The sequence below is a fragment of the Pseudactinotalea suaedae genome, from assembly GCF_009733815.1.
In the GTDB taxonomy this organism is placed as follows: Bacteria; Actinomycetota; Actinomycetes; order Actinomycetales; family Beutenbergiaceae; genus Pseudactinotalea; species Pseudactinotalea suaedae.
On the sequence record NZ_WNXY01000011.1, the window covers coordinates 93,683 to 114,874 of the forward strand.

The window sequence follows — 21,192 nt, forward strand, 5'->3', positions numbered from 1 at the left end:
TCGCGGTATCTAGCGCTACTATGTACCGGTAGTCAATGACGTTGAGTAGTAGGGAGCTTCATGAGCAAGCAGATGACCGAGATGCTCAAGGGCACCCTCGAGGGGATCGTGCTGGCACTGCTGTCCGGCCGTGCCGCCTACGGGTACGAGATCACCGCCTGGCTGCGCGAGCAGGGCTTCGCCGACATCGCCGAGGGCACCGTGTACGCCCTGCTCGTCCGGATCGAGCAGCGCGGGCTCGTCGACGTCGAGAAGGTCCCCTCCGAGAAGGGCCCGCCTCGGAAGGTCTACTCCCTCAACGCCCAGGGGCGGAGCTACCTCGACGAGTTCTGGAGCACCTGGCGCTTCCTCGCAGCTCGGCTCGAGCAGCTCCGCACCTCGCACCCGGACGACGCCGGCGGCGGAGGCGACGCCGTCGACCCAGACAACCGCATCGACCCAGACAACTCAGACAACTCAGACAACTCAGACAACTCAGACAAGGAGAGCTGACATGGCCAAGTGGTACGAGATCGTGACCGGTCCGTTGGAGCAGAAGAAGCAGTACCGGCAGGCGAAGGCGCGGATCGAAGCGCTCGCCGAGCCGTACGCCGAGGTGGCGACCGCCATCCACCGCTACCTGTTGATCCAGGGCGGTGTCACCGACGGCGACACCACCGTGCAGATGTTCGTCGACCTGGCGGACCTCTGGGAGCGCGCAGCGGTGGACGGCACCCCGGTGCGGGACATCGTCGGGGAGGACCCGGTCGACTTCGCGGAGACGTTCGCCCTCGCGTACACCGGCAAGCGGTGGATCGACAAGGAGCGCAAGCGCCTGATCGACGCCGTGGATCGCGCCGACGGCGACACCAGCGGGAGGTCCTGATGTCCACGGCAACCATGTCCGCCCCGGCGATCAGCGTGCGGGAGCTGTCGAAGTCCTACGGCGACCTGCAGGTGCTGCGCGGCGTCGACCTCGACGTCACGCCCGGCGCCATCGTCGCGCTCCTCGGCTCGAACGGCGCAGGCAAGACCACCCTGGTGCGGATCCTGTCCACGGTGCTCGCCGCCGATGGCGGCGCTGCCAGCGTCGGCGGCTTCGACGTCACCTCCCAGGCCGCCCAGGTGCGGGAGGCGATCAGCCTCACCGGCCAGTTCGCCGCCGTCGACGAGATCCTCACCGGGCGAGAGAACCTGATCCTCATCGCGCGGCTGCGGCACCTGCCCGACCCACGCGCGATCGCCGACGCGCTCCTCGAGAAGTTCTCGCTCACCGACGCCGGCGGCCGGCCGGTGGCGACCTACTCCGGTGGCATGCGTCGTCGTCTCGACATCGCGATGAGCCTCGTCGGCAACCCGCCGATCATCTTCCTCGACGAGCCCACCACCGGCCTCGACCCGCAGGCCCGCATCGAGGTGTGGCAGGCCGTCAAGGAGCTCGCCGCCGGCGGCACCACCGTGCTGCTCACCACGCAGTACCTCGACGAGGCGGAGCAGCTGGCCGACCGGATCGCGATCCTGCACGAGGGCCGGATCATCGTCGACGGCACCCTGGCCGAGCTCAAGCGGCTGCTGCCGCCCGCCGAGGTCGTCTACGTCGAGAAGCAGCCGACGCTCGAGGACGTGTTCCTCGCCGTCGTCGGCCACACCAGCGCCACCACGAAGGATGGAGACCCGTCATGACCCGGCACTTCGTCAGCGACCTCGGGGCCCTGCTGGGCCGGTCGCTGCGACACATCGCACGCAGCCCGGACACGATCATCACGACGGCGGTCATGCCGATCGCGATGATGCTCCTGTTCGTCTACGTCCTCGGTGGCGCGATCGATACCGGGTCCGCCTCCTACGTGGACTACCTGCTGCCCGGCATCCTGCTGATCACGATCGCCTCCGGCATCTCCTACACGGCGTTCCGGCTCTTCCTCGATCTCAAGGGCGGGATCGTCGAGCGCTTCCAGTCGATGCCGATCGCGCGGTCAGCGGTGCTGTGGGCGCATGTCCTCACCTCGCTGGTCGCGAACCTGATCTCGCTCGCCGTCGTGATCGGGGTCGCCCTGATCATGGGCTTCCGGCCCGTGGCGGGGGTGGGGGACTGGATCGCCGTGGTCGGGATCCTGCTGCTGCTGACGCTCGCGCTGACCTGGGTCGCCGTCATCCCCGGCCTGACGGCGAAGTCCGCGGACGGCGCCGTCGCGTTCTCCTACCCGCTGATCTTCCTGCCGTTCATCAGCTCCGCGTTCGTCCCGACCGCCACCATGCCGGGACCGGTGCGGTGGTTCGCCGAGCACCAGCCGGTCACGGCGGTCGTCGACACCGTGCGCAGCCTGTTCGCGCAGCAGCCTGTGGGCAACGACATCTGGGTGGCGCTCGCCTGGTGCGTCGGCGTGCTCGCCGTCGGCTACCTCGGCGCGTCGCTCACCTACCGCCGCAGGGTCGCCTGACCGACCCCCTCAGGGTGCCGACTCCCGGCACCTCACCCCTACGGTGTCGTCTGCACGTCTCTACGACGTGCGGACGGCACCGTTGGCACGAGAGGGCACTCGCGATGGGCACGGTGGGTTCGCCCGACACCCGGCTGATCGTCATCCGAGGCAGAGCTACGGCGAGATGCTCACTCGCCTCCGCCGCGACCACCGCGGCGTGACGCGCTGCTACCGCTACGACCTGGACCTGGACGTGACGCTGGAGCGCCACCGCACCAAACCGCTCGCCGCCGAGGTGACCGAGGGCACGGTGCAGTCCTGGTACCGGCCGAGCGACCCGGTCGCCGAGCTCGGTGAGACAGCCTTCGGTCCCGATGTCTCCGTCGATCTGGCTCTCCGCACCATCCTTGCCGACGTCGGCTGGACGGCCCGCCCCATCGGTTCGCACGCACCGGACACTCGGCCAGCAGGACCACCGTAGAGTCGAGAAGTGAACAACCTGACCGCTGGTGTCGTTGCTACCTCTCGCAAGCCTGACGAGCGGCGGTTGGCCATCCACCCCGCGCACCTGGAGCGGATCGATCCACAAGTGCGCTCGCGGCTGTTCCTCGAGCACGGCTACGGCGAGCGGTTCGGGTTACCCGACGCCGACCTCGCCCGCCTCGTCGGTGGCCTCCGGACGCGTGAGGAGCTTGCCGCCGAGTGCGACGTCCTCGTGCTGCCCAAACCGCTGCCGGAGGATCTCGAGACCCTCCGCGAGGGCCAGGTCCTGTGGGGCTGGCCGCACTGCGTGCAGGACGAGCGGATGACCCAGCTCGCGATCGACCGCCGTCTCACGCTGATCGCCTGGGAGGCGATGAACCACTGGACGCGTGAAGGCGCCTTCAGCCTCCACGTGTTCCACAAGAACAACGAGCTGGCCGGGTACAGCTCGGTCCTGCACGCGCTCGGGCTGCGCGGCATCACCGGTGACTACGGGCGCAGGCTGCGCGCCGCGGTCATCAGCTTCGGCGCGACGGCGCGCGGTGCGGTCCGCGCGTTGTCGGCCCTGGGCGTCAGCGACGTCACGGTCCTCACGCAGCGCAACACGACGGCGGTCGCCTCACCGTTCGCCTCGGTGGTGCTGCAGCACTTCGCGCGTGACCCTGCGAGCCCGGGCCGCACGCTCGCGCTCAAGGATCCCGAGCCCGGCCCGCTCGCCGAGGTGCTCGCGGGGTACGACATCGTGGTCAACTGCATCCTGCAGGACACCGACGACCCGCTGATGTTCGTGATGAACGAGGACCTCGGCCACTTCGCGCCCGGCACGCTGTTCATCGACGTGTCCTGCGACGAGGGGATGGGTTTCGAGTGGGCGCGGCCCACCTCGTTCGCGGAGCCGATCATCCCGGTCGGGAACGCGTCGCACTACTACGCGGTGGACCACAGTCCCTCGTTCCTGTGGAACTCGGCGACCTGGGAGAACAGCGAGGCGCTGCTGGAGTACCTGCCCGGCGTGCTGGCCGGCCCGGCGGGCTGGGATGCCGACGAGACGATCAGGCGTGCGATCGAGATCCGTGACGGCGTGGTCCAGAACCCCCGCATCCTCACCTTCCAGCACCGCGGCGAGGAGTACCCGCACGCGGTGGGCGCGGCCTGAGCTCCGCCGCCCTCAGCCGGGAGCGTCGCCGTCTGCGGGCTCCGGCAGCTGAGGATGCTCGGTCGGGTAGAGCCCGGCGACGAAGCCGAACACCTGGGTGCCGCCGCGGGGCAGCCCGCTGAACTCGTCGGCCAGGTCGAAGAGCCGCCGCCGGAACTCGTGCAGGTGCTCGCGCGGGACGCTGGCATGACGCAGGATCGCCGTCAGCGAGTCGTCGGCGTGCGCCTGCCGCGACTCGGTGGCCGCGGTCGCCAGGTAGTTGGAGTGCAACGGCCGCCCCGACTCGTCGAGGGCCTTGAGCGCACCCACGAAGAACAGCCGGGCGGTGCGCCCGTAGTAGGTCTCTGTCACCGCGCGGACCCGTCGTGTCCGGACCGCGCGCACCAGCCCCGCGGCGGCCAGCACCTTGACGTGGTAGGCCACGGTGCCCTTCGGGCGGCCGACCGCGGTGGCGAGCTCGGTGACCGTGGCCGCCCGGTCGAGGAGCAGGTCCAGCAGCGACTCCCGCAGCGGCTCGGCCATGGCCCGCACCTGGGGGATGGTGGTCAGCTCCATCCGCTCCGCGAGCTCGTAGTCCAGCGACCTCTTGCCACCCGTCACCTCATCAGGTTAACGTTACCGAACGTTTGAGATTTCTCGACCGATAGGGGTACGGAGTGAACATCGTGCTGATTCCCGGCCTGTGGCTGAACGGGTCGTCGTGGGACCCGGTCGCGCGCCGTCTCGAGCAGGCGGGCCACACCGTGCAGGCGCTGACGCTGCCGGGTCTGGAGTCCCGCACCGCCGATCGCGGCGGCATCCGGCTGGCCGACCACGTGGCCGCGGTGGTCGCCGCGCTCGACGCGGCGGCCGAGCCGAGCCTGGTCGTCGGCCACTCGGCGTCCGCCACCCTCGCCTGCTGCGCCGCCGACGCCCGACCGGAGAAGGTCAGCCGCCTGGTCTACGTCGGCGGGTTCCCGGGTGAGGACGGCACAGCCTTCATGCAGGGGCTGCCGGCCGAGGGTGATGACGTGCCGTTCCCGGGATGGGCCGCGTTCGAGGGTCCGGACAGCGCGGACATCGACGAGCCGACCAAGGCGCGCCTGCTGGAGGAGCTCGTACCGTCGCCCGCCGGGGTCCTCTCCGACAGGGTGCGCCTGACCGACGAGCGCCGTCACGCCATCCCCGTGACCGCCGTCTGCCCGGAGTACTCACCCGACGACCTGCGGGAGTGGATGGCCGCCGGCGATCTTCCGGAGCTCTCGCGGGCCCGGGACGTCGAGATGGTGGACATCGACTCCGGCCACTGGCCGCAGATCACCGCTCCTGATCGCCTCAGCGAGCTGATCCTCGCCGCGGCGCAGCGCTGAGAGCGACAGCACCTCGCCGTCGCCCTCAGCGCTCGCCGCACGACGGCGGCCCGAGCGGCGATGTCAGCCGGGCACCTTGTCGAGGAAGCCGCGGACGTCACGGATCCGCTGCTGACCGTCGAGCACGACCACGTCGAAGCCGATGACGACCGGCTCCTCGCCGGCAGCACCCAGGCCCCAGCGGAACCGGACCTGCTGGTGGTGGCCGTCGACGTCGCCCACCAGGCTGAACTTCAAGCCCGGGAACTGGCCGTGCACGGCCTCGATGACGGCACCGACCGCCTCCCGGCCCTGCACCTCGGCGAGCGGGTCGACGTACACGCAGTCCTCGGACCAGTGCTGGTCCAGCAGGGCCTCCCGTACCGACGCGTCGGTGGCGTTCCAGGTCTCCAGGTACCGGTTCACGATCTCGTTCATGGTGTCGTCCTCTCGTGGTTGGTTTGCTCGAGAAGACTCACCGCACGCCGATGCTCCGGTCCATGACCTCCGAGGTCATGGAGGCCGCGCTGTCACGTGCCTACGCTCGGAGCATGATCTCCACGGCGACGTCCCCATCGGTCGGCGAGGAGCTGCGCCGATGGCGTGAGCTGCGATCGCTCAGCCAGCTCGCTCTGGCCACGCAGGCGGAGGTGAGCACCCGGCACGTGAGCTACGTCGAGAACGGGCGGTCGCGGCCGACACCGGAGATGATCATCCGCCTGGCCGACGTCATGCAGGTACCGATGGCCGAGCAGAACCGGCTCCTGCTCGCCGGAGGGTACGCCCCGCGCTACCCGCACCGCAGCACCGACGACGAGGCGCTCGCGCCCGTGATGGCGGGGCTGCGGTCCCTGCTGGACGCCCACGCGCCCTACCCCGCCCTCCTGCTCGACGACCACTGGGACGTGGTCGATGCCAACGAACCCGTGGACGCGCTGCTGGCCGGCTGCGACCCCGCTCTCCTCGAGCCGCCGGTGAACGTGATCCGGATCTGCCTGCACCCGAGGGGACTGGCGCCACGCATCCGCAACCTGCCCACCTGGCGGGCGCACCTGCTGCACCAGCTCGAGCAGCGCATCGCCCGCACGGGCGGCGATCCCGCGCTGATCACGCTCCGAGAGGACGTCGTCGGACATCCGGCGCCCGGAGAGCCGCCGGCGCAGCCCGGCGTCGATCCGGTGATCCCGCTGGAGATCGAGGCCGGCGGGCAGGTGCTGCGGCTGTTCAGCGTGGCCAGCCAGATCGAGAGCGCCGCGGACGTGACGCTGCGCGGCCTCCACCTCGAGACCTTCGTGCCCGCCGACGAGCAGACGCGGCAGCTCCTGTCCCGATGAAGGGCTGTGCGCCCGTCATGCCCCGGCGATGCTCAGGTCAGGTGGTCGAAGTCGCCACGAGCCCACGCGGCGTGACGGGCGGCGGAGCGCTGCACCGCCGCACGGGCGTCGGCAGGCACGACACCGTCGAAGTTGTTGTAGAGCCGGTCGAACGACCACCGGCTCACGTGCGCCGCGATCCGTTCGGCCACGGCGGCCGAGAGCGGGATGCGGTTCGGGTAGCTGCGCATGAACGACACCGAGGTGCGGTCGGGGTTCGCGTGGAGGGTGTCACCCGCCAGCAGCACCCCTCGGCCCTCGGCCCCCGCCGCCCAGTGAGCGACGGCGCTGCCCGGGAAGTGCCCACCTGGCTGGCTGAGCGTGATCCCGGGGAGGATCTCGACGTCGTCGGACCACGTCTGGATCACCGGGTCCGGGCGTGCCACCCAGCCCAGGTCGGCCTCCGCCACGAGCACGGGCACGCCACCGAGCGCGCGGCTCCACTCGACCTGCACGCCGAACATGTGCGGGTGCGAGGCGACGATGTACGCGGCGCCACCGAGCTCGCGAACGCGCGCCACGCCGTCGTCGTCGAGATAGCCGAGCGGGTCCCACAGCAGGTTCCCGGCGCTGGTCCGCACGAGCTTGGCCTGCTGCCCGATCCCGACCGGCGGCCGCGCGGTCAGCCCGTACAGGTCCGGCTCGAGCTCGGTGACCACGACGGCGGTCCCGGCCGCGGCCAGCTCGGGCAGCGACGTCCACACCTGCCCGTGCGCCGGCACCCACTGGCGCTCGTCCTCGCAGATCGCACAGACGTCGGTCTTCTCGGCGTGCTCCACGGCGCACGTCGCGCAGATCCAGAAGCTCATCGGGACAGTCTGATCGGACGCCGGGCAGAAGTCGACGCCCATCGCCGTGGCAACCGGTTGTCGGCGGCCGATCGGGTCGAACGGCGACGAGATCGTCGCGCTCAGGCCGGCCGAACGCTGGTCCCATGGCCGCGAGGGGTAGCCGCTGTCGGACGTCGGTGCCAAGGTCGGGTCATGGAGGAGAAGACGTTCCAGGGAGACCTTCGCGGTGCGAGATTCACCGAGGCGAGCCTGCGCGGGGCACGGTTCACCGAGTCGGACCTGAGCGAGGTGGTGATGCGCGGCGTCGACATCGCCGGTGCGGACATCGACGCTCCATGGCTCGACGGCGGGAGCACGCTGCTCGTCAACGGCGTCGACGTCGCGCCGTTCGTCGAGGCGGAGCTCGACCGCCGGTTTCCCGGCCGCGCACAGAAGCGTGCCGCCGACCCGGCCGGGCTGCGTGCCGCCTGGGCCGAGGTGGAACGGGCCTGGGATGCCGCGCTCGAGCGGGCGGCAGCGATGCCGGCGAGCTCCGTGGAGATCTCGGTCGACGGCGAGTGGTCGTTCTCGCAGACGTTGCGCCACCTGGTGATGGCCACCGACACCTGGCTGCGGCAGGCGGTCCTCCAGCTCGAGGACCCGCACCACCCGATCGGGCAGCCTGATGCCTCGTACGGCACCGGCGAGAACGAGACCGCTGCCTTCAGCCCCGAGGCTCCGCCCTACGCCGAGGTCCTGCAGGTGCGCGCGGAACGCGTGGCGATGGTGCGCGACTTCATCGCCGCGCTCACGCCCCAGCAGCTCGACGAGGCTCGCGCGAACCCGCACTCGCCCGAGCACCCGGAGACGGTGCGGTCCTGCCTCCACACGATCCTCGAGGAGGAGTGGGAGCACCTGCGCTTCGCGCTCCGGGACCTCGACGCGATCGAGGGCGGCGCGGCCGGCGCCCCTGCCGCGCCCTAGCGAGCAGGCCTAGGCTAAGAACCGTGTCCGGGCCGATGCACTTCGAGCACCACGCAGCGACGTACGAGGAGGCGCGGCCGCCCTATCCGGCAGCGCTGTGGCGCAGGGTCGCCGAGCTCGGCGCCCTCAAGCCGGGGTTGCGCGCCGTCGATCTCGGCGCCGGCACGGGCCAGGCCACCGGCGGGCTGCTGGCAGCGGGTCTGGAGGTCACCGCCGTCGAGCCCGGCCACCAGCTTGCCGCCCAGCTGCGGCAGTCCCACCCGGCGGCGCGGGTGATCGAGTCGACCGCCGAGGCCGCCGACCTGCCCGAGGCGGCGTTCGACCTGGCCGTGGTGGCGACCGCGATCCACTGGATGGACCTCGACCAGCTGCTCCCGCGGCTGCATCGCGCCCTCGTCCCGGGTGGCCAGCTCCTCGTCTGGCGCAACGTCTACGGCGACGAGACCGCCGAGGTGACGCCGTTCCGCGAACGTGTCGCCGAGATCGTCGCGCGCCGGTCCCAGCCCGGTCGGCACAGGCTGCAGCTGTCCGAGCGCACCGAGGCCGACCTCACCCGGAGCGGGCTCTTCGCGACCACGAGCGTCGACCACTTCTCGTGGTCGATCGATCTGGACGAGGCGCAGGTCGCGCTGCTGTTCGGCACCTTCTCCGACTGGAGCCCGGCGGAGGTCGAGGAGGCCGCCGCTGCTGTGCGCGACCTCGGTGGCACGGTCACCGAGCACTACGGCTCCTGGCTGATCGCGCTGCGCCGCGTGTCCTGATCAGGCCAGCATCGGCAGCAGCTCCCGCAGGCTCGCGATCTGGGGGAGGTTCGCCGGGAGCGCCAGCGGGATGCCCGGGGTGACGAGCAGCAACCCCGTGACGCCGACGGCGCGGGCAGCCTCCGCGTCACCCGGGCGGTCGCCCACGGCGATCACCTCGGCGGGCGCGAGGCGGTGCCGCTCGAGCAGCACCTGCACCATCTGCGGCGACGGCTTGCGCTCGTAGCCGTCGGGCGCGCAGACCATGTCGTCGACGGCGAGCCCGGTCGCCCGGAGCAGCTGCTCGGCGCTGCCGCGGTCACGGTGCGTGGCGACGAGGTTGAGACCGCCGACCTCCGTGACGGCCGCCATCACCTCGCGCGCGTGCGGCATCACGGGGGCGGGGGTGTGCTGCCACAGCTCCTTGACGCCGTCGTACGCCGCCCGGAGCACGTCCTCGGCGACCCCGGTGCGGTCGGCGAGCTCGCCGATGGCGTGCCCGCTCGAGATCCGGGTCAGTGCCGCGACCTCCGCGAGGTGCTGCTCGTCGTCATCGGCGAAGGCGGCCCGCGCGAGGGCGCGGTCCACGTCCGGGTAGGTGTCCACCAGCGTGCCGCCGAAGTCCCAGATGATGCTGCGGATGGTGCGCCCTTTCCGAGGGGGCCGAAGCCCTTGCGGTGCGGTCCGATGCACGTGGTGCGTCGGATCCACACCGTAACGCCGGTCAGGCGACGCTGAAGTTCACCATCATCATCATGTCCTCGTGCTCGAGGTTGTGGCAGTGGAGCACGTAGCGGCCGGAGTACCCCTCGATCGGCACGAGCACCTCCGCGCCGCTGCCCGGCCGCAGGTCCACGGTGTCCTTCCACGCGAGGCCGTCCCCGCCTGGGGCGGCGACCTGGAACCCGAGCAGGTGCGCGTGCACCGGGTGGTGCACGTCGGTGCTGAGCCGCCACCGCTCCAGCGTGCCGAGCTGCGAGGTGAACACGTCGCCGTCGTGGAACGTCATCCCGTTGACCGACCACTCCGCCATGCCGTGATGGCCCGAGCCCGTCGGGCCCAGCGAGAAGTGCAGGTCGCGCGTCACCACGACCGCGTCGCCGTCGAGCTCCTCGATCGTCGAGAGCACCTCGGGCACCCGCGTGTCGTCCGAGGCGGCCCTGCGCACCACGTGGAACTGCATCACCTGCCCCGGGCCACCGCTGTCCAACGTGTTCGTCATGGTGACGCGGGTTCCCACCGGCACGCTCGAGAAGTCGACCACCACGTCGGCGCGCTCCGCGCTGGCCATCGGGATCGACGACCGCTCCACCGGGCGCTCCAGCAGCCCCAGGTCGGTACCGACCTGCGTGAAGGGCACCCCGTCGAGCTGCAGCTCGAACCGGCGTGCGTTGGAGGCGTTGAGCATCCGGAACCGGTACCGCGCCGCGTCCACCTCGAGCACCGGCCAGGGTGCGCCGTTGACCAGCACGCAGTCACCCAGCACACCGCCGTGGTACCGCATCGTGACGCCGTGGCGGGTACGTGAAGGATCGGCGAGCGGGTAGGCGAACGCGCCGTCGCCGTCGAACGAGCGATCCGCCACCACGAGCGGGATGTCGCGCTCGCCGGTGGGCAGCCCGAGCCCGTCCTCGGCGTCGTCGTGAAGGATCGCCATGCCTGCCAGCCCCGCGTAGACGTTCGGCCCCGTGAAGTCCATCGCGTGGTCGTGGTACCAGAGCGGCGCAGCCCGTTGCTGCAGGGGGTAGACGTAAGGCCGGTCGGTCCCGGGTGTCACGAGGTCGGTGGGGTAGCCGTCGTGCTCGGGCGGGGTGCGGCCGCCGTGCAGGTGGAGGACGGTGTCGATCTCGAGGTCGTTGCGCAGCCGGACCTGCAGCTCCTCGCCGGCGCGGGCGCGGATCGTCGGGCCCGGGAAGGTGCCCTCGTACCCGAGGATCTCGGTGGTGCGTCCCGGCAGGATCTCGACGGCGGAGCGTCGGGCCGCGATCTCGATGATGCCGTTGCGTGGTTCCAGGGTGGGCGGGATCGGGAGCGGTACCTGGAAGGGGTCGGGCAGCGGTACCTGGCTGGGCAGCAGGGCACCGTGCGACCCGGTGCCGCCACCGGCCGTGAACCAGCTCGAACCGCACCCGGCGAGCACCGCCGTCGCGGCGACCGACCCGGCCAGCCCGAGGAACGCTCGGCGTGAGGGCCTCATCGGTACGGACCTCCGCCGTCGGGCACGGCGCGAGGCGCGGCGGGCCGGTAGGAGCGCCGCGCGCGACCGGGCCGCCACGCCCACAGGGCCAGGGCCACGCCCGCCGCGACCAGCCCGACCCCGAGCAGGAGGTGGACCGCGAGGAAGCGGGCGTGGCCCATGCCGAGCTGGATGGGCAGCAGCATCGCGCTCGCGAACGCGACGGCGACCGGCCACGCCGGCAGCCGCCCGGGTCGCCACGCCAGCACCGCGGCGACGACCACCAGCCACGCCACCCCCATCAGCCCGATCCCGACGTTGCCGTGGGTCGACAAGGACGGGAAGTCGCCGTCGAGGAACCGGCCGGCGAGCACCGGCTGAGACACGAGCAGAACGGCCTGGATCGCCGACACGATGCGGAGCACCCACAGCGTGCCGATCGTGCCGCTCCCCGGGGTCGCGGGGGCCGCCGACCACGGGGGTGTCGGCGCGACCATGGGCGGGTACGTCGTCATGGCGTCGACGTTAGGGACGCCACGACCGAGGCACATCGGGCCACGGTCGGCACTGGTGCATCGCCTGCGGGTGACAGGCCGTGCCCGCGATGTCGCCTCCGGGTGACTGTGGCGGGGGAGGGTTGTCCCTAGGGTCGAGGCATGGACCGCGTTCGCCCGCTCACCGACGGCGTGCTCGCCGCGGTGGTGCTCGCGGTGCTGCTGCTGGCCACGTTCGCGCGCGAACCCGCCGCGGAGGATCGCCCGCTCGACGCTCTCGGCTACGCGTTCCTCGTCGCTTTCGCGGTGGCGACCTACTTCCGGCGGCAGTGGCCGATCCCGGTCCTGCTGATCTGCACCGCCGGCATCTTCGGCTACTACGCGACGGGGTATCCGCCCGTCGGGCTCGAGATCCCGCTGGCGGTTCCGATCTACACGGTCGCCTGGGCCGGGCGCTGGCGGTTCGCCTCGGTGTGGGCGCTGGCGGTAGCGGTGTGCGCCTACACCTCGCGGGTGGTGCTCGGCCAGGAGCTGCTGCCGCTCCTCGGCCTCCAGGTGCCGACGACGCTGGCCGTGTTCTGCGGCGCGATCGCCCTCGGCGACGCGGTGCGCAGCCGCCACGAGCTGCGCGCCGAGCAGGAGCGCACGCTCGCCGCCGTGCGCCGGGAGGCCGAGCAGAGCACCGCGCAGCGGCTGGCGGCGGAGCGGGTGCTGCTCGCCCGCGACCTGCACGACGTGCTGGGCCACACGGTCTCGGTGGTGTCGCTGCACGCGGCGGTCGCCGAGGAGGCCCTGATCGCGGACGACCCCGACGCCGCGCTGGAGGCGACGCGTGCGATCCAGCAGGCCAGCGGGACCGCCATGCGTGACCTGCGCGGGACGGTGCAGGTGCTGCGCGGCGACGGTCCCGACTCGCTCGACCCGGTGGGCGGCGTCGCCGCGATCGGCGGTCTGGTCGACGGCGCCCGCAGCGCCGGGCTCGACGTGAGCCTGTCGATCGAGGTCGAGCCCGCCGCCGTGCCGGCCACGGCCGGGATGACGGCGTATCGCGTCGTCCAGGAGGCGCTGACCAACGTGCTGCGGCACGCCGAGGCCGACCACGCCACGGTGGTGGTCACGTCCGAGCCAGGGGTGCTGCTGGTCCGGGTCGAGGACGACGGCCACGGTCGCGGCACGCGTGGAGGCGGCGGTGGCGGTACCGGGCTGCGCGGGATGGCCGAGCGGGTCCAGCTCGTCGGCGGCAGCGTGCGCACCGGGCCCCGCGAGGGTGGCACCGGGTTCAGCGTCTCCGCGAGGATCCCGACATGATCCGACTCTTCATCGCCGACGACCAGGAGCTGATCCGCGCCGGGCTGCGCGCCCTGCTGGCCAGGACCGAGGACATCGAGGTGGTGGGCGACGCACCCGACGGGTTGGCCGCCGTCGAGCAGGTGCGTGCCCTGCTGCCGGACGTCGTCCTCATGGACATCCGGATGCCCGGGATCGACGGCATCGAGGCGACCCGTCGGATCGTGGCCGACCCCGCGCTCGACGCCGTGCGGGTGCTCGTGCTGACCACCTTCGACACCGACGAGCACGTCTTCGACGCGCTGCGCGCCGGCGCCGCCGGCTTCCTCCTCAAGGACGCGCGCCCCGAGGAGCTGCGTGCCGCCGTCCGGACCGTCGCCGACGGCGGTGCGCTGCTGGCGCCCGCCGTGACCCGCCGGGTGGTCGCGGCGGCGGTCGCCGGCGGTGTCGCGCCCGACCCGGACAACCACCCCGCAGCGGCTGGCCTGACCGAGCGCGAGCGCGAGGTCCTGACCCTGATCGGGCAGGGCCTCGACAACGGCGACATCGCCGCCCGGCTCGTCATCAGCCCGGCGACCGCCCGCACCTACGTGTCCAGGCTGCTCGCCAAGACCCACTCGCGGGACCGTGCCCAGCTGGTGGTGCTGGCGTACGAGGCGGGGCTGGTGCGCCCGGGCGGCTGACGCGCGGGCGTCGCTGGCAACCTGATCGTCCTCGGAGTCTGGCGGTGGCCGCGGCGACATTTCCGGTGGCCGCGACGTGGGGGGCGATGGTCTGATCGAGGGATGGTGATCGAGCTCGTCCAGCCCGCTGTCGAGGACCTCCCCGCCGCTGTCGCCGCGCTGTCCGCGTGGCAGCGCGAGGGCGGGGCCCTGCAGCTGCACCCCGGTGACCTCGGGTGGTACTGGCAGGCAGGGCCGCAGCGGACAGCCGCGGCCATTCGCACCTGGAGCAGGAACGGGCAGCTGCTCGCGGTCGGGCTGCTCGACGGTCCCGGCCTGGTCCGGATGGGCCTGGCTCCTGAGGCCGACGAGGACGCGGAGCTCGCGGAGCGGGTGGCTGCCGACCTGACCGACCCGGCGCGCGGGGTGCTGCCGGCGGGACCGGTCGCCGTCGAGGCCCGGTTCGGTGCCGCGCTGCAGCGGCGGCTGAGCGATGACGGCTGGGCCGCCGACGAGCCGTGGACGCCGCTCCGGCGCGCGCTCGAGGTACCCCTGGAGCACCCGGGGGTGCGCGTCGAGACCATCGGTGCCGATCGCGCGCACGAGTGCGTCGCCGTCCACCGGTCGGCGTTCGACAGCGCCCGGTTCACCGAGGAGCGCTGGCACGCGATGGCGTCGGGGCCTGCGTTCGACGACGCCCGCTGTCTCGTCGCCTACGACGAGTCCGGGACGGCGGTCGCGACCGCGACGGTCTGGTCCGCCGGGCCGGGCCGACCCGGGTTGCTCGAACCGATGGGTGTCCACGCCGAGCACCGCGGCCGGGGCTACGGCCGGGCGATCAGCGTCGCTGCCGCCGCTGCGCTGCAGGACATGGGAGCCTCGAGCGCGACCGTGGTGACGCCGAGCTCGCTCGTCAGTGCGGTGCGGACCTACGTGGCTGCGGGGTTCGAGGCGCTGCCCGAGGTGACCGACTTCCGCCACGGCGGCTCGCCCGCGGTCTGAGGGATGGCGACGACCTGCACGTCGTCGGCGTAGGTGATCGGCCCGGCCAGCCTCCGTGGACCACGCGTCGGTATCGTGGCCTGACGCGCGGCCAGCGCGTGTCCCAGCGAAGGAGTGCGGTGAGCGAGCCCGACCCGCAGGAGCGCTCGGGTGCGCGCGCGCGGGTGCGCGACCTGCTCGCCGGGTGGCGTTACGCCGCGGTGGGCGTCCTTGGCGCGATCGTGTTCGTGCTCGGGATGATCGGCTTCTACCAGTCGGTCCCAGGCATCCGGTTCGTCGACGCCCTGTACGACACGATCCGTCTGTTCATCCTCGAGTTCGACATCGACGGCGAACCCGCCCTCGCGCTCGACATCGCTCGCTTCGGGGCGGGTGCCGTGGTGTACCTGGCAGTCGCGTTCGCGGCCATCGACATCCTCGAGCGGCAGCTCACGCTGGCGCGTGCGTCGCGGCTGCGCGGGCACGTCGTCGTGGTCGGCAACGGGCCGGAGGCGATCCCGCTCGCGCTGAACTTCCGCCGGGCGGGGCTCGCGCACCGGGTGGTCGTGATCAGCGACGCCGACGACACCGCCGGCACCAGCCGGGGTACGGGCGTGGTGAGGCTGCCACCGCTCTCCGACGAGTCGCTGCGTCGCGTCGTGGACCACGCCGACCAGGTGCTGGTGGTCGGCGGCACCGACCAGGAGACCGCCGAGCTCGCCCACCGGCTGCGCGGCCTCCAGGTCGCTGCCCGGTTCCCGACCGTCGTCATGGTCAACGACCGCAACCTCGCCGGCCACTGGGCGAGCTTCGCGCCGGAGGACGTCGTGTGCCGCCCCGCGCGGACCGCGATCGCGACGCTGCGCGCCGCACCCCCGTTCCTCGACGACGCCATGGTCCCGCCACCGATCGTGGTCGGCGACGGGCCGCTGGCCGCCGAGCTGGCCCGCCGCATCGTCACCGGGTGGCAGCAACCGGGCGAGCAGCTCCGGGTGTACTGCCTCGGCGAGAGCCAGGACTGGGTCGTCGACGCCGCGATCGGCATCGAGGAGCGCGCCGACCTCGTGTGGGTGCCGATGGAGCCCAGCGTGGCGCTCGCACCACGCAGGATCTGGGATCTGCTCCGCCGGCTCCCGGCCCCGGACCCGCGCTTCACGCAGGCCGCCGCTCGCGTGTACGTCGCCTACCCCGACACCTCGCGCACGGTTCCGATCGCGGCGGCGATCGCGCGCCGGGTACGCGGCGCGGACGTCACCGCGGTCGTCGACGACGCCGACACCTGGAGCGGCACGCTCGGCAGCGACCACCGCCTGCGCATGGTGTCGTCGCAGCGACTGCTCAGCGACCCGGACACGATCCGGCTCTCCGTGGTGGAGCTGCTCGCCGGTGAGCTGGTGGCCGACGCCGGCCGGTGGCCCGCCGATGTGCCGGGCGCGTTGGGCGGCGTGGTGCGGGGACCCGACGGTGCCCAGCTCGCCGAGCAGAGGCCGCAGGTGCGGACGGCGGTCCGGGCCGTGGCCGATCGCGTCGAGGAGATCTTCGCGGCCGCCGACATCGAGCTCGACGCCGGCTATCCCGCCGAGGTGCCCACGCTGATGCTCGGACCGGAGGAGCTCAGCGCTGTCGAGAAGGCGTTGGCCACCGTGCTGCCGGACGCCTCGTCCCAGCCGACCACGGACCAGGGTGAGGCCGACGAGACGGCCTCGCTCCGCCGTCGTGCCGACGAGGCGCGCCTGCGCCGGCTCGAGCTGGCGGCGCGCCTGCCCGTGCTCGCAGCCCGCGCCGGGCTGGTCCCGGTGCGCCGGGCCGCGGGCCACGCGCCGCTGACCGACGCATCGGTGCGCGAGCTGGCGCTCGAGGTGCACAACGACTACGTCCGCACCGCGAGCACCACGGGCAACGCGACCGCCTCCGACAACGCCGACCTCACGTGGGACGAGCTGTCCGAGACCGATCAGCGCTCGAGCATCGCGCAGGTGGTCGACATCCCCGTCAAGCTCGCGGCGCTCGGGCTCGGGTGGCGGCCTGCGGCCGAGCCCACGGCGCACGAGTTCTCCGACGACGAGATCGAGCTGCTCGCCGAGATGGAGCACCGCCGGTGGGTGCACTTCCAGCTCCGCAACGGCCGCGCCAGACACACCTTCAACACCGGGTGGGAGCGTCTGGCCGACGGCGTGCAGGAGTACGACCGCGGCCCGGTGCGCCTGATGGGGCGCCTGCTCGGGATGGTCGGGTTCGAGATCGTCGACGGCGGCACGCGTCAGGTTGGTGCGCACGCGGCTACCGAAGGTTGATCCTCGCCGGATCGATGACGGCGACGTGCGGGGCGTCGGCCTCGTGACCAGGGCTTCAGCCCGCTCGCAGCGGCCCGCCTTCCTCCGCTGACCACCTCCCGGGCTCCGCCGCGCCCATGCGCAGGTAGCGAGCGACGCACGAGATCGGTCCGATCCGGCGGACCGGTCCGCCGCTCGACGAGTCTCATCGAGACCCTTGACGCGTATTGGTCTGATGATTACCGTGTCCGCGAGGCGCGACCGCGAGGGTGTCGCCAGAGGAGACGACGATGTCACTGCCGGAAATCACCATGATGCCGCTGAGCCCAGCGGCATCGATGCGGCGAGAGGTCAAGCCAATCGTCGGGGTGGTCGGGTGCTGATCACCCCCCAGGCCTCGGCTCGCGGGACGCTCAGGGTCAAAGACACGTCCAAGGGGCGGAAGGCGGCACAGCGCGCTCTCCGCCGGCACTGGCAGCTCTACCTGCTGGTGCTGCTGCCGGTCGCGTACTTCATCGTGTTCAAGTACTGGCCGATGACGAACGCGGTCATCGCGTTCAAGAGCTACAACGTGATCGACGGCGTCTGGGGCAGTCCGTGGGTCGGGCTCGACCAGTTCCACCGCTTCTTCGAGAACCCGGTGTTCTGGACGCTGCTCCGCAACACGTTCATCCTCTCCGCGTACGTGCTGGTCGCGAGCTTCCCGATTCCGATCATCCTGGCGCTCGCGCTCAACGAGGTGCGGCAGAAGTTCTTCAAGCGCACCGTACAGATGGTGACGTACGCGCCGTACTTCATCTCGACGGTCGTCGTGGTGTCGATGACGATCCTGTTCCTGTCACCACGCCTGGGCCTGGCGAACGACGTGATCGGCATCTTCGGGATCGACTCGATCGACTTCCTGAGCCGGCCGGAGTTCTTCCGGCACATCTACGTGTGGAGCGACGTCTGGCAGACGGCCGGCTACTCGGCGGTCATCTACATGGCGGCACTGGCCGGCATCGACCCGACGCTGTACGAGGCGGCGAAGGTCGATGGTGCCTCGCGGCTGCAGAAGATCCGCCACATCGACCTGCCGGGCATCCTGCCGACCGCCACCGTGGTGCTCATCCTCGGGGTCGGCAACGTCATGGCGATCGGCTTCGAGAAGGCGTTCCTGTTCCAGAACACGCTGAACCTGTCGCAGTCGGAGATCATCGCGACCTACACCTACCGGATCGGGCTCCTGAACGCCGACTTCAGCCAGGCATCCGCCATCGGGCTCTTCAACTCCGTCATCAACCTCGTGCTGCTGGTGGCGGTCCACCTGATCGCCAAGCGCGCCACCGGAAGGGGCCTGTGGTGAGTGTGGAGACCAGCGATCGTTCCACCGTCCGCGCCACGGGCGTGTCGGCTCTGCTGACGCAACGCCGCAGGAAGCCGCCGCGGCCGGTCAAGATCAAGGAGCGCGGCGTCGATCGCCTGTTCATGGTGGGCGTCTACGTCCTGCTGACCACCTTCCTGGTGGCGGTGCTCGTGCCGCTGATCTACATCGTGGCCAGCTCCTTCAGCGATCCGCGTGCGGTGTCGGCCGGGCGCGTGATGCTCTGGCCGGTCGACTTCACGCTCGACGGCTACACCGCCGTGCTCGGCGACCCGCAGATCCTCACCGGGTTCGGGAACTCGCTCTTCTACACCGGGGTCGGCACCGCGGTGAGTCTCGTGCTCACCGTGGCCATCGCCTACCCGCTCTCCCGCAAGGAGTTCTGGGGCCGGGGCTTCCTGGCGGCCGGCATCGTCTTCACGATGCTCTTCGCCGGCGGCCTCATCCCCACCTATCTCGTGGTGCAGGAGCTCGGACTGCTCAACACCCGCTGGGCGTTGATCCTCCCCCAGGCCGTAGGTGTCTGGCAGACCATCCTCGCGATGGCGTTCTTCCGGGCCTCCATCCCCGACGAGCTCTATGAAGCGGCTCAGCTCGACGGGTCCAGCGACATGCGCTTCCTGCGCTCGGTCGTGCTGCCGCTGTCGAAGCCGTTGCTCGCGGTGATCGGCCTGATGTACGCCATCACGCAGTGGAACTCCTACTTCGACGCGCTCCTCTACATCCGTGATCCCGACCTGTACCCGCTGCAGCTCGTGCTGCGGAACATCCTCATCCTCAACCAGAGCGTCGCCGGCATGGACGCCGCCGAGATGCTGCGGCGCCAGGAGCTGGCGGACCTGCTCAAGTACTCGCTCATCGTCGTCGCCACGGTGCCGGTGATGCTCATCTACCCGTTCGTGGCCCGGTACTTCACCAAGGGGGTCATGCTCGGCGCGGTCAAGGGCTGACCGTGCCGGAGGGCACCCCAGCTAGCAGCGGTACCCCCGACCGGGGGCGTCGCAGGACGACCAGGAGGTCACCACGCATGGCACGACACGCACGCCGCGTCGCCGCACTGACGGCGCTCACACTCGGCATCGGCGCCGTGGGCGCCTGTTCCGGCGAGTCCGACGGAGACGGCGGAGGGAGCGGTGACGACGGCGTCATCACCATCTTCGCTCCCCAGGACGCCGAGTCGAACCTCGAGGACAACGCCTTCACCCTCCACCTGGAGGAGAAGTTCGACGTCGACCTCCAGTTCGAGACGACGACCTACGACGCCGCCGCAGCCGCCGAGGCGCGGCAGATCTCCCTGGCCAGCGGCAGCTTCCCGGACGCCTACATGCTGATCCCCTGGGTGAACCAGTTCAGTCAGCCGGAGCTGTTGCGGCTCGGCAGCCAGGGTGTGGCGGTGCCCCTGAACGACCTGATCGACGCCCACGGGCCCACGATCACGGAGACGTTCTCCGAGGTGCCCGCCTACGAGACGTTGGCGACCTCGCCGGACGGGAACATCTGGGGTCTGCCGCAGTGGAACGACTGCTACCACTGCTCCTATCCCAGCAAGTTCTGGATCAACACGCAGTGGTTGGAGAACCTCGGGCTCGACCAGCCGACCACGCCGGAGGAGCTCTTCGACGTCCTGACGGCGTTCAAGAACGACGACCCCAACGGGAACGGCATCGCGGACGAGATCCCGCTCACGGCGAACGCGCGTGACTCGGTGATCCCCTTCATCATGAACGCCTTCATCTCCAACGCCTGGAGCATCGGCGGCACCACTCAGCCCGTCTCGCTCGGCATGAGCGGCGACCAGGTGCAGATGCAGCCGGCGCAGGACGGCTGGCGTGAGGGGCTGATCTACCTCAACTCGCTGTGGGAGGCCGGGCTGATCGACGAGTCGGCGTTCTCCCAGGATCCCGACGCCATGCAGGCCAAGGGCAACTCGGCCGAGGGCGTGATCATCGGGTCCTACACGGGTGTGCACCCGGGGATCTTCGTGACCATCGGTCTGGAGGACGCGCGTGACACCCAGTACGACGCGCTCCCGCCGCTGACCGGTCCCGGTGGCGACAACGCCACCTACGTGCTGCCCAGCACCCCGGGGGCGACCTTCGTGATCACGAGCAACGCCAGCGAGGCCAAGCAGCAGAAGCTCATCGAGATCCTCGACTACATCTTCACCTACGAGGGGCACCTGCTCGGCGAGTTCGGTGTCGAGGGCGTCGGCTGGCGGCCGGCCGAGGAGGGCGAGGTCGCGCTCGACGACACGCTCGAGCCCTCCTTCGTCGACCTGCCGACCGACACCGAGAACCCGCAGGACGTGAACGCGGCCTGGGGTGCCATGGCGCAGTACAACAGCACGGCCGAGTTCCGCAACGCCCAGGTCCAGGACACCGACATCTACGCCCAGGCGGGCTACGAGCGCCGGCTCTTCGAGGCCACCCAGCTCTACGAGGGCCACGAGACCGACGCGATCTTCCCGTACTGGAACGCGTGGGTGTCCGTGGAGGACGCACCCGAGCTCGCGACGTTGCAGACCAACGTCGAGAACTACGTGTCGACCTCGACGGCGGAGTTCATCACCGGGGTGCGCGACCCGGGCGACGACGCCGCCTGGACGTCCTACGTCGAAGGCCTCACCGGTCTGGGCGCCGACAGGTACGTCGAGATCTGGCAGGCCGCCTATGACAGCAGCGTCGGCTGACATCCTGGGCGGTGCGGGATCGAGGGATCCC

The 21,192-nt window shown here is 71.2% G+C and carries 22 protein-coding genes and 1 pseudogene; 17 read left to right on the forward strand and 6 right to left on the reverse strand.

Annotated elements, in window-relative coordinates; all coding sequences use genetic code 11:
• Window positions 1-60: 60 nt before the first annotated feature.
• The 6 genes and pseudogenes from GPA04_RS17845 to GPA04_RS17870 all read left to right on the forward strand — a co-directional run.
• Window positions 61-375, forward strand: a pseudogene (locus tag GPA04_RS17845) (PadR family transcriptional regulator); the annotation flags it as partial.
• A 118-nt stretch (window positions 376-493) separates the two neighbouring features.
• On the forward strand, window positions 494-865 hold the full coding sequence (locus GPA04_RS17850; protein ID WP_156225566.1) for a DUF1048 domain-containing protein: 372 nt from the start codon (window positions 494-496) through the stop codon (window positions 863-865).
• Window positions 866-879: 14 nt separating this feature from the next.
• A complete protein-coding gene (locus GPA04_RS17855) occupies window positions 880-1,662 on the forward strand; it encodes an ABC transporter ATP-binding protein (protein WP_156225643.1) in 783 nt (260 codons plus the stop codon).
• Window positions 1,659-2,420, forward strand: coding sequence for an ABC transporter permease (locus GPA04_RS17860; RefSeq protein WP_156225567.1), 762 nt, complete (start codon window positions 1,659-1,661; stop codon window positions 2,418-2,420). Before GPA04_RS17855 ends, GPA04_RS17860 begins: the two co-directional genes overlap by 4 nt.
• Before the next feature lie 166 nt (window positions 2,421-2,586).
• A complete protein-coding gene (locus GPA04_RS17865; RefSeq protein WP_156225568.1) occupies window positions 2,587-2,883 on the forward strand; it encodes a P-loop NTPase family protein in 297 nt (98 codons plus the stop codon).
• 66 nt (window positions 2,884-2,949) lie between these two features.
• Window positions 2,950-4,041, forward strand: a complete 1,092-nt coding sequence (locus GPA04_RS17870; RefSeq protein ID WP_436277924.1) for a N(5)-(carboxyethyl)ornithine synthase — start codon at window positions 2,950-2,952, stop codon at window positions 4,039-4,041.
• A gap of 12 nt (window positions 4,042-4,053) precedes the next feature.
• Here GPA04_RS17870 and GPA04_RS17875 read toward each other — a convergent pair whose 3' ends face one another.
• Window positions 4,054-4,641 (reverse strand): winged helix-turn-helix domain-containing protein, encoded by a 588-nt coding sequence (locus GPA04_RS17875; RefSeq protein WP_156225570.1) that lies wholly within the window; start codon window positions 4,639-4,641, stop codon window positions 4,054-4,056.
• A gap of 65 nt (window positions 4,642-4,706) precedes the next feature.
• Between GPA04_RS17875 and GPA04_RS17880 the strand changes: the two genes are divergently transcribed.
• Window positions 4,707-5,390: an alpha/beta fold hydrolase gene (locus GPA04_RS17880; protein ID WP_241680900.1), complete on the forward strand. Its 684-nt coding sequence runs from the start codon at window positions 4,707-4,709 to the stop codon at window positions 5,388-5,390.
• Between the two features lie 63 nt (window positions 5,391-5,453).
• On the opposite strand, the gene GPA04_RS17885 is transcribed toward GPA04_RS17880, so the two are convergent.
• Window positions 5,454-5,807, reverse strand: a complete 354-nt coding sequence (locus tag GPA04_RS17885) for a nuclear transport factor 2 family protein (protein ID WP_156225572.1) — start codon at window positions 5,805-5,807, stop codon at window positions 5,454-5,456.
• Between the two features lie 62 nt (window positions 5,808-5,869).
• On the opposite strand from GPA04_RS17885, the gene GPA04_RS17890 reads away from it, so the two are divergent.
• Window positions 5,870-6,703, forward strand: a complete 834-nt coding sequence (locus GPA04_RS17890; protein ID WP_241680901.1) for a helix-turn-helix domain-containing protein — start codon at window positions 5,870-5,872, stop codon at window positions 6,701-6,703.
• A gap of 32 nt (window positions 6,704-6,735) precedes the next feature.
• Here GPA04_RS17890 and GPA04_RS17895 read toward each other — a convergent pair whose 3' ends face one another.
• Entirely contained in the window at window positions 6,736-7,551 is an 816-nt protein-coding gene (locus GPA04_RS17895) for an MBL fold metallo-hydrolase (protein ID WP_156225573.1), read from the reverse strand.
• 174 nt (window positions 7,552-7,725) lie between these two features.
• Between GPA04_RS17895 and GPA04_RS17900 the strand changes: the two genes are divergently transcribed.
• Window positions 7,726-8,496, forward strand: coding sequence for a DinB family protein (locus GPA04_RS17900; RefSeq protein ID WP_156225574.1), 771 nt, complete (start codon window positions 7,726-7,728; stop codon window positions 8,494-8,496).
• A 23-nt stretch (window positions 8,497-8,519) separates the two neighbouring features.
• Window positions 8,520-9,257, forward strand: a complete 738-nt coding sequence (locus GPA04_RS17905; RefSeq protein ID WP_156225575.1) for a class I SAM-dependent methyltransferase — start codon at window positions 8,520-8,522, stop codon at window positions 9,255-9,257.
• On the opposite strand, the gene GPA04_RS17910 is transcribed toward GPA04_RS17905, so the two are convergent.
• From GPA04_RS17910 to GPA04_RS17920, 3 genes are read right to left on the reverse strand one after another with little or no spacing between them, the layout of a single operon-like run.
• Window positions 9,258-9,947 carry an HAD family hydrolase gene (locus GPA04_RS17910; RefSeq protein WP_241680902.1) on the reverse strand — a complete coding sequence of 230 codons (690 nt, stop codon included), beginning with the start codon at window positions 9,945-9,947 and terminating at the stop codon, window positions 9,258-9,260.
• A 13-nt stretch (window positions 9,948-9,960) separates the two neighbouring features.
• Window positions 9,961-11,433, reverse strand: coding sequence for a multicopper oxidase family protein (locus tag GPA04_RS17915; protein WP_156225576.1), 1,473 nt, complete (start codon window positions 11,431-11,433; stop codon window positions 9,961-9,963).
• A complete protein-coding gene (locus tag GPA04_RS17920; protein ID WP_156225577.1) occupies window positions 11,430-11,927 on the reverse strand; it encodes a hypothetical protein in 498 nt (165 codons plus the stop codon). Before GPA04_RS17920 ends, GPA04_RS17915 begins: the two co-directional genes overlap by 4 nt.
• A gap of 141 nt (window positions 11,928-12,068) precedes the next feature.
• Here GPA04_RS17920 and GPA04_RS17925 point away from each other — a divergent pair, with 141 nt between their 5' ends.
• The 7 genes from GPA04_RS17925 to GPA04_RS17955 all read left to right on the forward strand — a co-directional run bounded on the left by GPA04_RS17925 (window position 12,069) and on the right by GPA04_RS17955 (window position 21,161).
• Window positions 12,069-13,214, forward strand: a complete 1,146-nt coding sequence (locus tag GPA04_RS17925) for a sensor histidine kinase (RefSeq protein ID WP_156225578.1) — start codon at window positions 12,069-12,071, stop codon at window positions 13,212-13,214.
• Window positions 13,211-13,876 carry a response regulator transcription factor gene (locus tag GPA04_RS17930; protein ID WP_156225579.1) on the forward strand — a complete coding sequence of 222 codons (666 nt, stop codon included), beginning with the start codon at window positions 13,211-13,213 and terminating at the stop codon, window positions 13,874-13,876. Before GPA04_RS17925 ends, GPA04_RS17930 begins: the two co-directional genes overlap by 4 nt.
• A 102-nt stretch (window positions 13,877-13,978) precedes the next feature.
• A complete protein-coding gene (locus tag GPA04_RS17935) occupies window positions 13,979-14,857 on the forward strand; it encodes a GNAT family N-acetyltransferase (protein WP_156225580.1) in 879 nt (292 codons plus the stop codon).
• A gap of 119 nt (window positions 14,858-14,976) precedes the next feature.
• Window positions 14,977-17,130 (forward strand): hypothetical protein, encoded by a 2,154-nt coding sequence (locus GPA04_RS17940; RefSeq protein WP_156225581.1) that lies wholly within the window; start codon window positions 14,977-14,979, stop codon window positions 17,128-17,130.
• A 355-nt stretch (window positions 17,131-17,485) separates the two neighbouring features.
• A complete protein-coding gene (locus GPA04_RS17945) occupies window positions 17,486-18,454 on the forward strand; it encodes an ABC transporter permease (protein WP_241680903.1) in 969 nt (322 codons plus the stop codon).
• Window positions 18,451-19,422, forward strand: coding sequence for a carbohydrate ABC transporter permease (locus GPA04_RS17950; RefSeq protein ID WP_241680904.1), 972 nt, complete (start codon window positions 18,451-18,453; stop codon window positions 19,420-19,422). The genes GPA04_RS17945 and GPA04_RS17950 overlap by 4 nt, the downstream gene beginning before the upstream one ends.
• Before the next feature lie 77 nt (window positions 19,423-19,499).
• Entirely contained in the window at window positions 19,500-21,161 is a 1,662-nt protein-coding gene (locus tag GPA04_RS17955; protein WP_156225583.1) for a type 2 periplasmic-binding domain-containing protein, read from the forward strand.
• The last annotated feature ends 31 nt before the right edge of the window (window positions 21,162-21,192 follow it).

Excerpts from the sequence above, each read along its gene's own strand:
- GPA04_RS17850 (WP_156225566.1), top strand. The coding sequence starts at position 494 with ATGGCCAAGTGGTACGAGATCGTGACCGGTCCGTTGGAGCAGAAGAAG.
- GPA04_RS17855 (WP_156225643.1), top strand. The coding sequence starts at position 880 with ATGTCCGCCCCGGCGATCAGCGTGCGGGAGCTGTCGAAGTCCTACGGC.
- GPA04_RS17860 (WP_156225567.1), top strand. The coding sequence starts at position 1,659 with ATGACCCGGCACTTCGTCAGCGACCTCGGGGCCCTGCTGGGCCGGTCG.
- GPA04_RS17865 (WP_156225568.1), top strand. The coding sequence starts at position 2,587 with ATGCTCACTCGCCTCCGCCGCGACCACCGCGGCGTGACGCGCTGCTAC.
- GPA04_RS17885 (WP_156225572.1), bottom strand. The coding sequence starts at position 5,807 with ATGAACGAGATCGTGAACCGGTACCTGGAGACCTGGAACGCCACCGAC.
- GPA04_RS17890 (WP_241680901.1), top strand. The coding sequence starts at position 5,870 with ATGACCTCCGAGGTCATGGAGGCCGCGCTGTCACGTGCCTACGCTCGG.
- GPA04_RS17895 (WP_156225573.1), bottom strand. The coding sequence starts at position 7,551 with ATGAGCTTCTGGATCTGCGCGACGTGCGCCGTGGAGCACGCCGAGAAG.
- GPA04_RS17900 (WP_156225574.1), top strand. The coding sequence starts at position 7,726 with ATGGAGGAGAAGACGTTCCAGGGAGACCTTCGCGGTGCGAGATTCACC.
- GPA04_RS17915 (WP_156225576.1), bottom strand. The coding sequence starts at position 11,433 with ATGAGGCCCTCACGCCGAGCGTTCCTCGGGCTGGCCGGGTCGGTCGCC.
- GPA04_RS17920 (WP_156225577.1), bottom strand. The coding sequence starts at position 11,927 with ATGACGACGTACCCGCCCATGGTCGCGCCGACACCCCCGTGGTCGGCG.
- GPA04_RS17925 (WP_156225578.1), top strand. The coding sequence starts at position 12,069 with ATGGACCGCGTTCGCCCGCTCACCGACGGCGTGCTCGCCGCGGTGGTG.
- GPA04_RS17930 (WP_156225579.1), top strand. The coding sequence starts at position 13,211 with ATGATCCGACTCTTCATCGCCGACGACCAGGAGCTGATCCGCGCCGGG.
- GPA04_RS17935 (WP_156225580.1), top strand. The coding sequence starts at position 13,979 with ATGGTGATCGAGCTCGTCCAGCCCGCTGTCGAGGACCTCCCCGCCGCT.
- GPA04_RS17955 (WP_156225583.1), top strand. The coding sequence starts at position 19,500 with ATGGCACGACACGCACGCCGCGTCGCCGCACTGACGGCGCTCACACTC.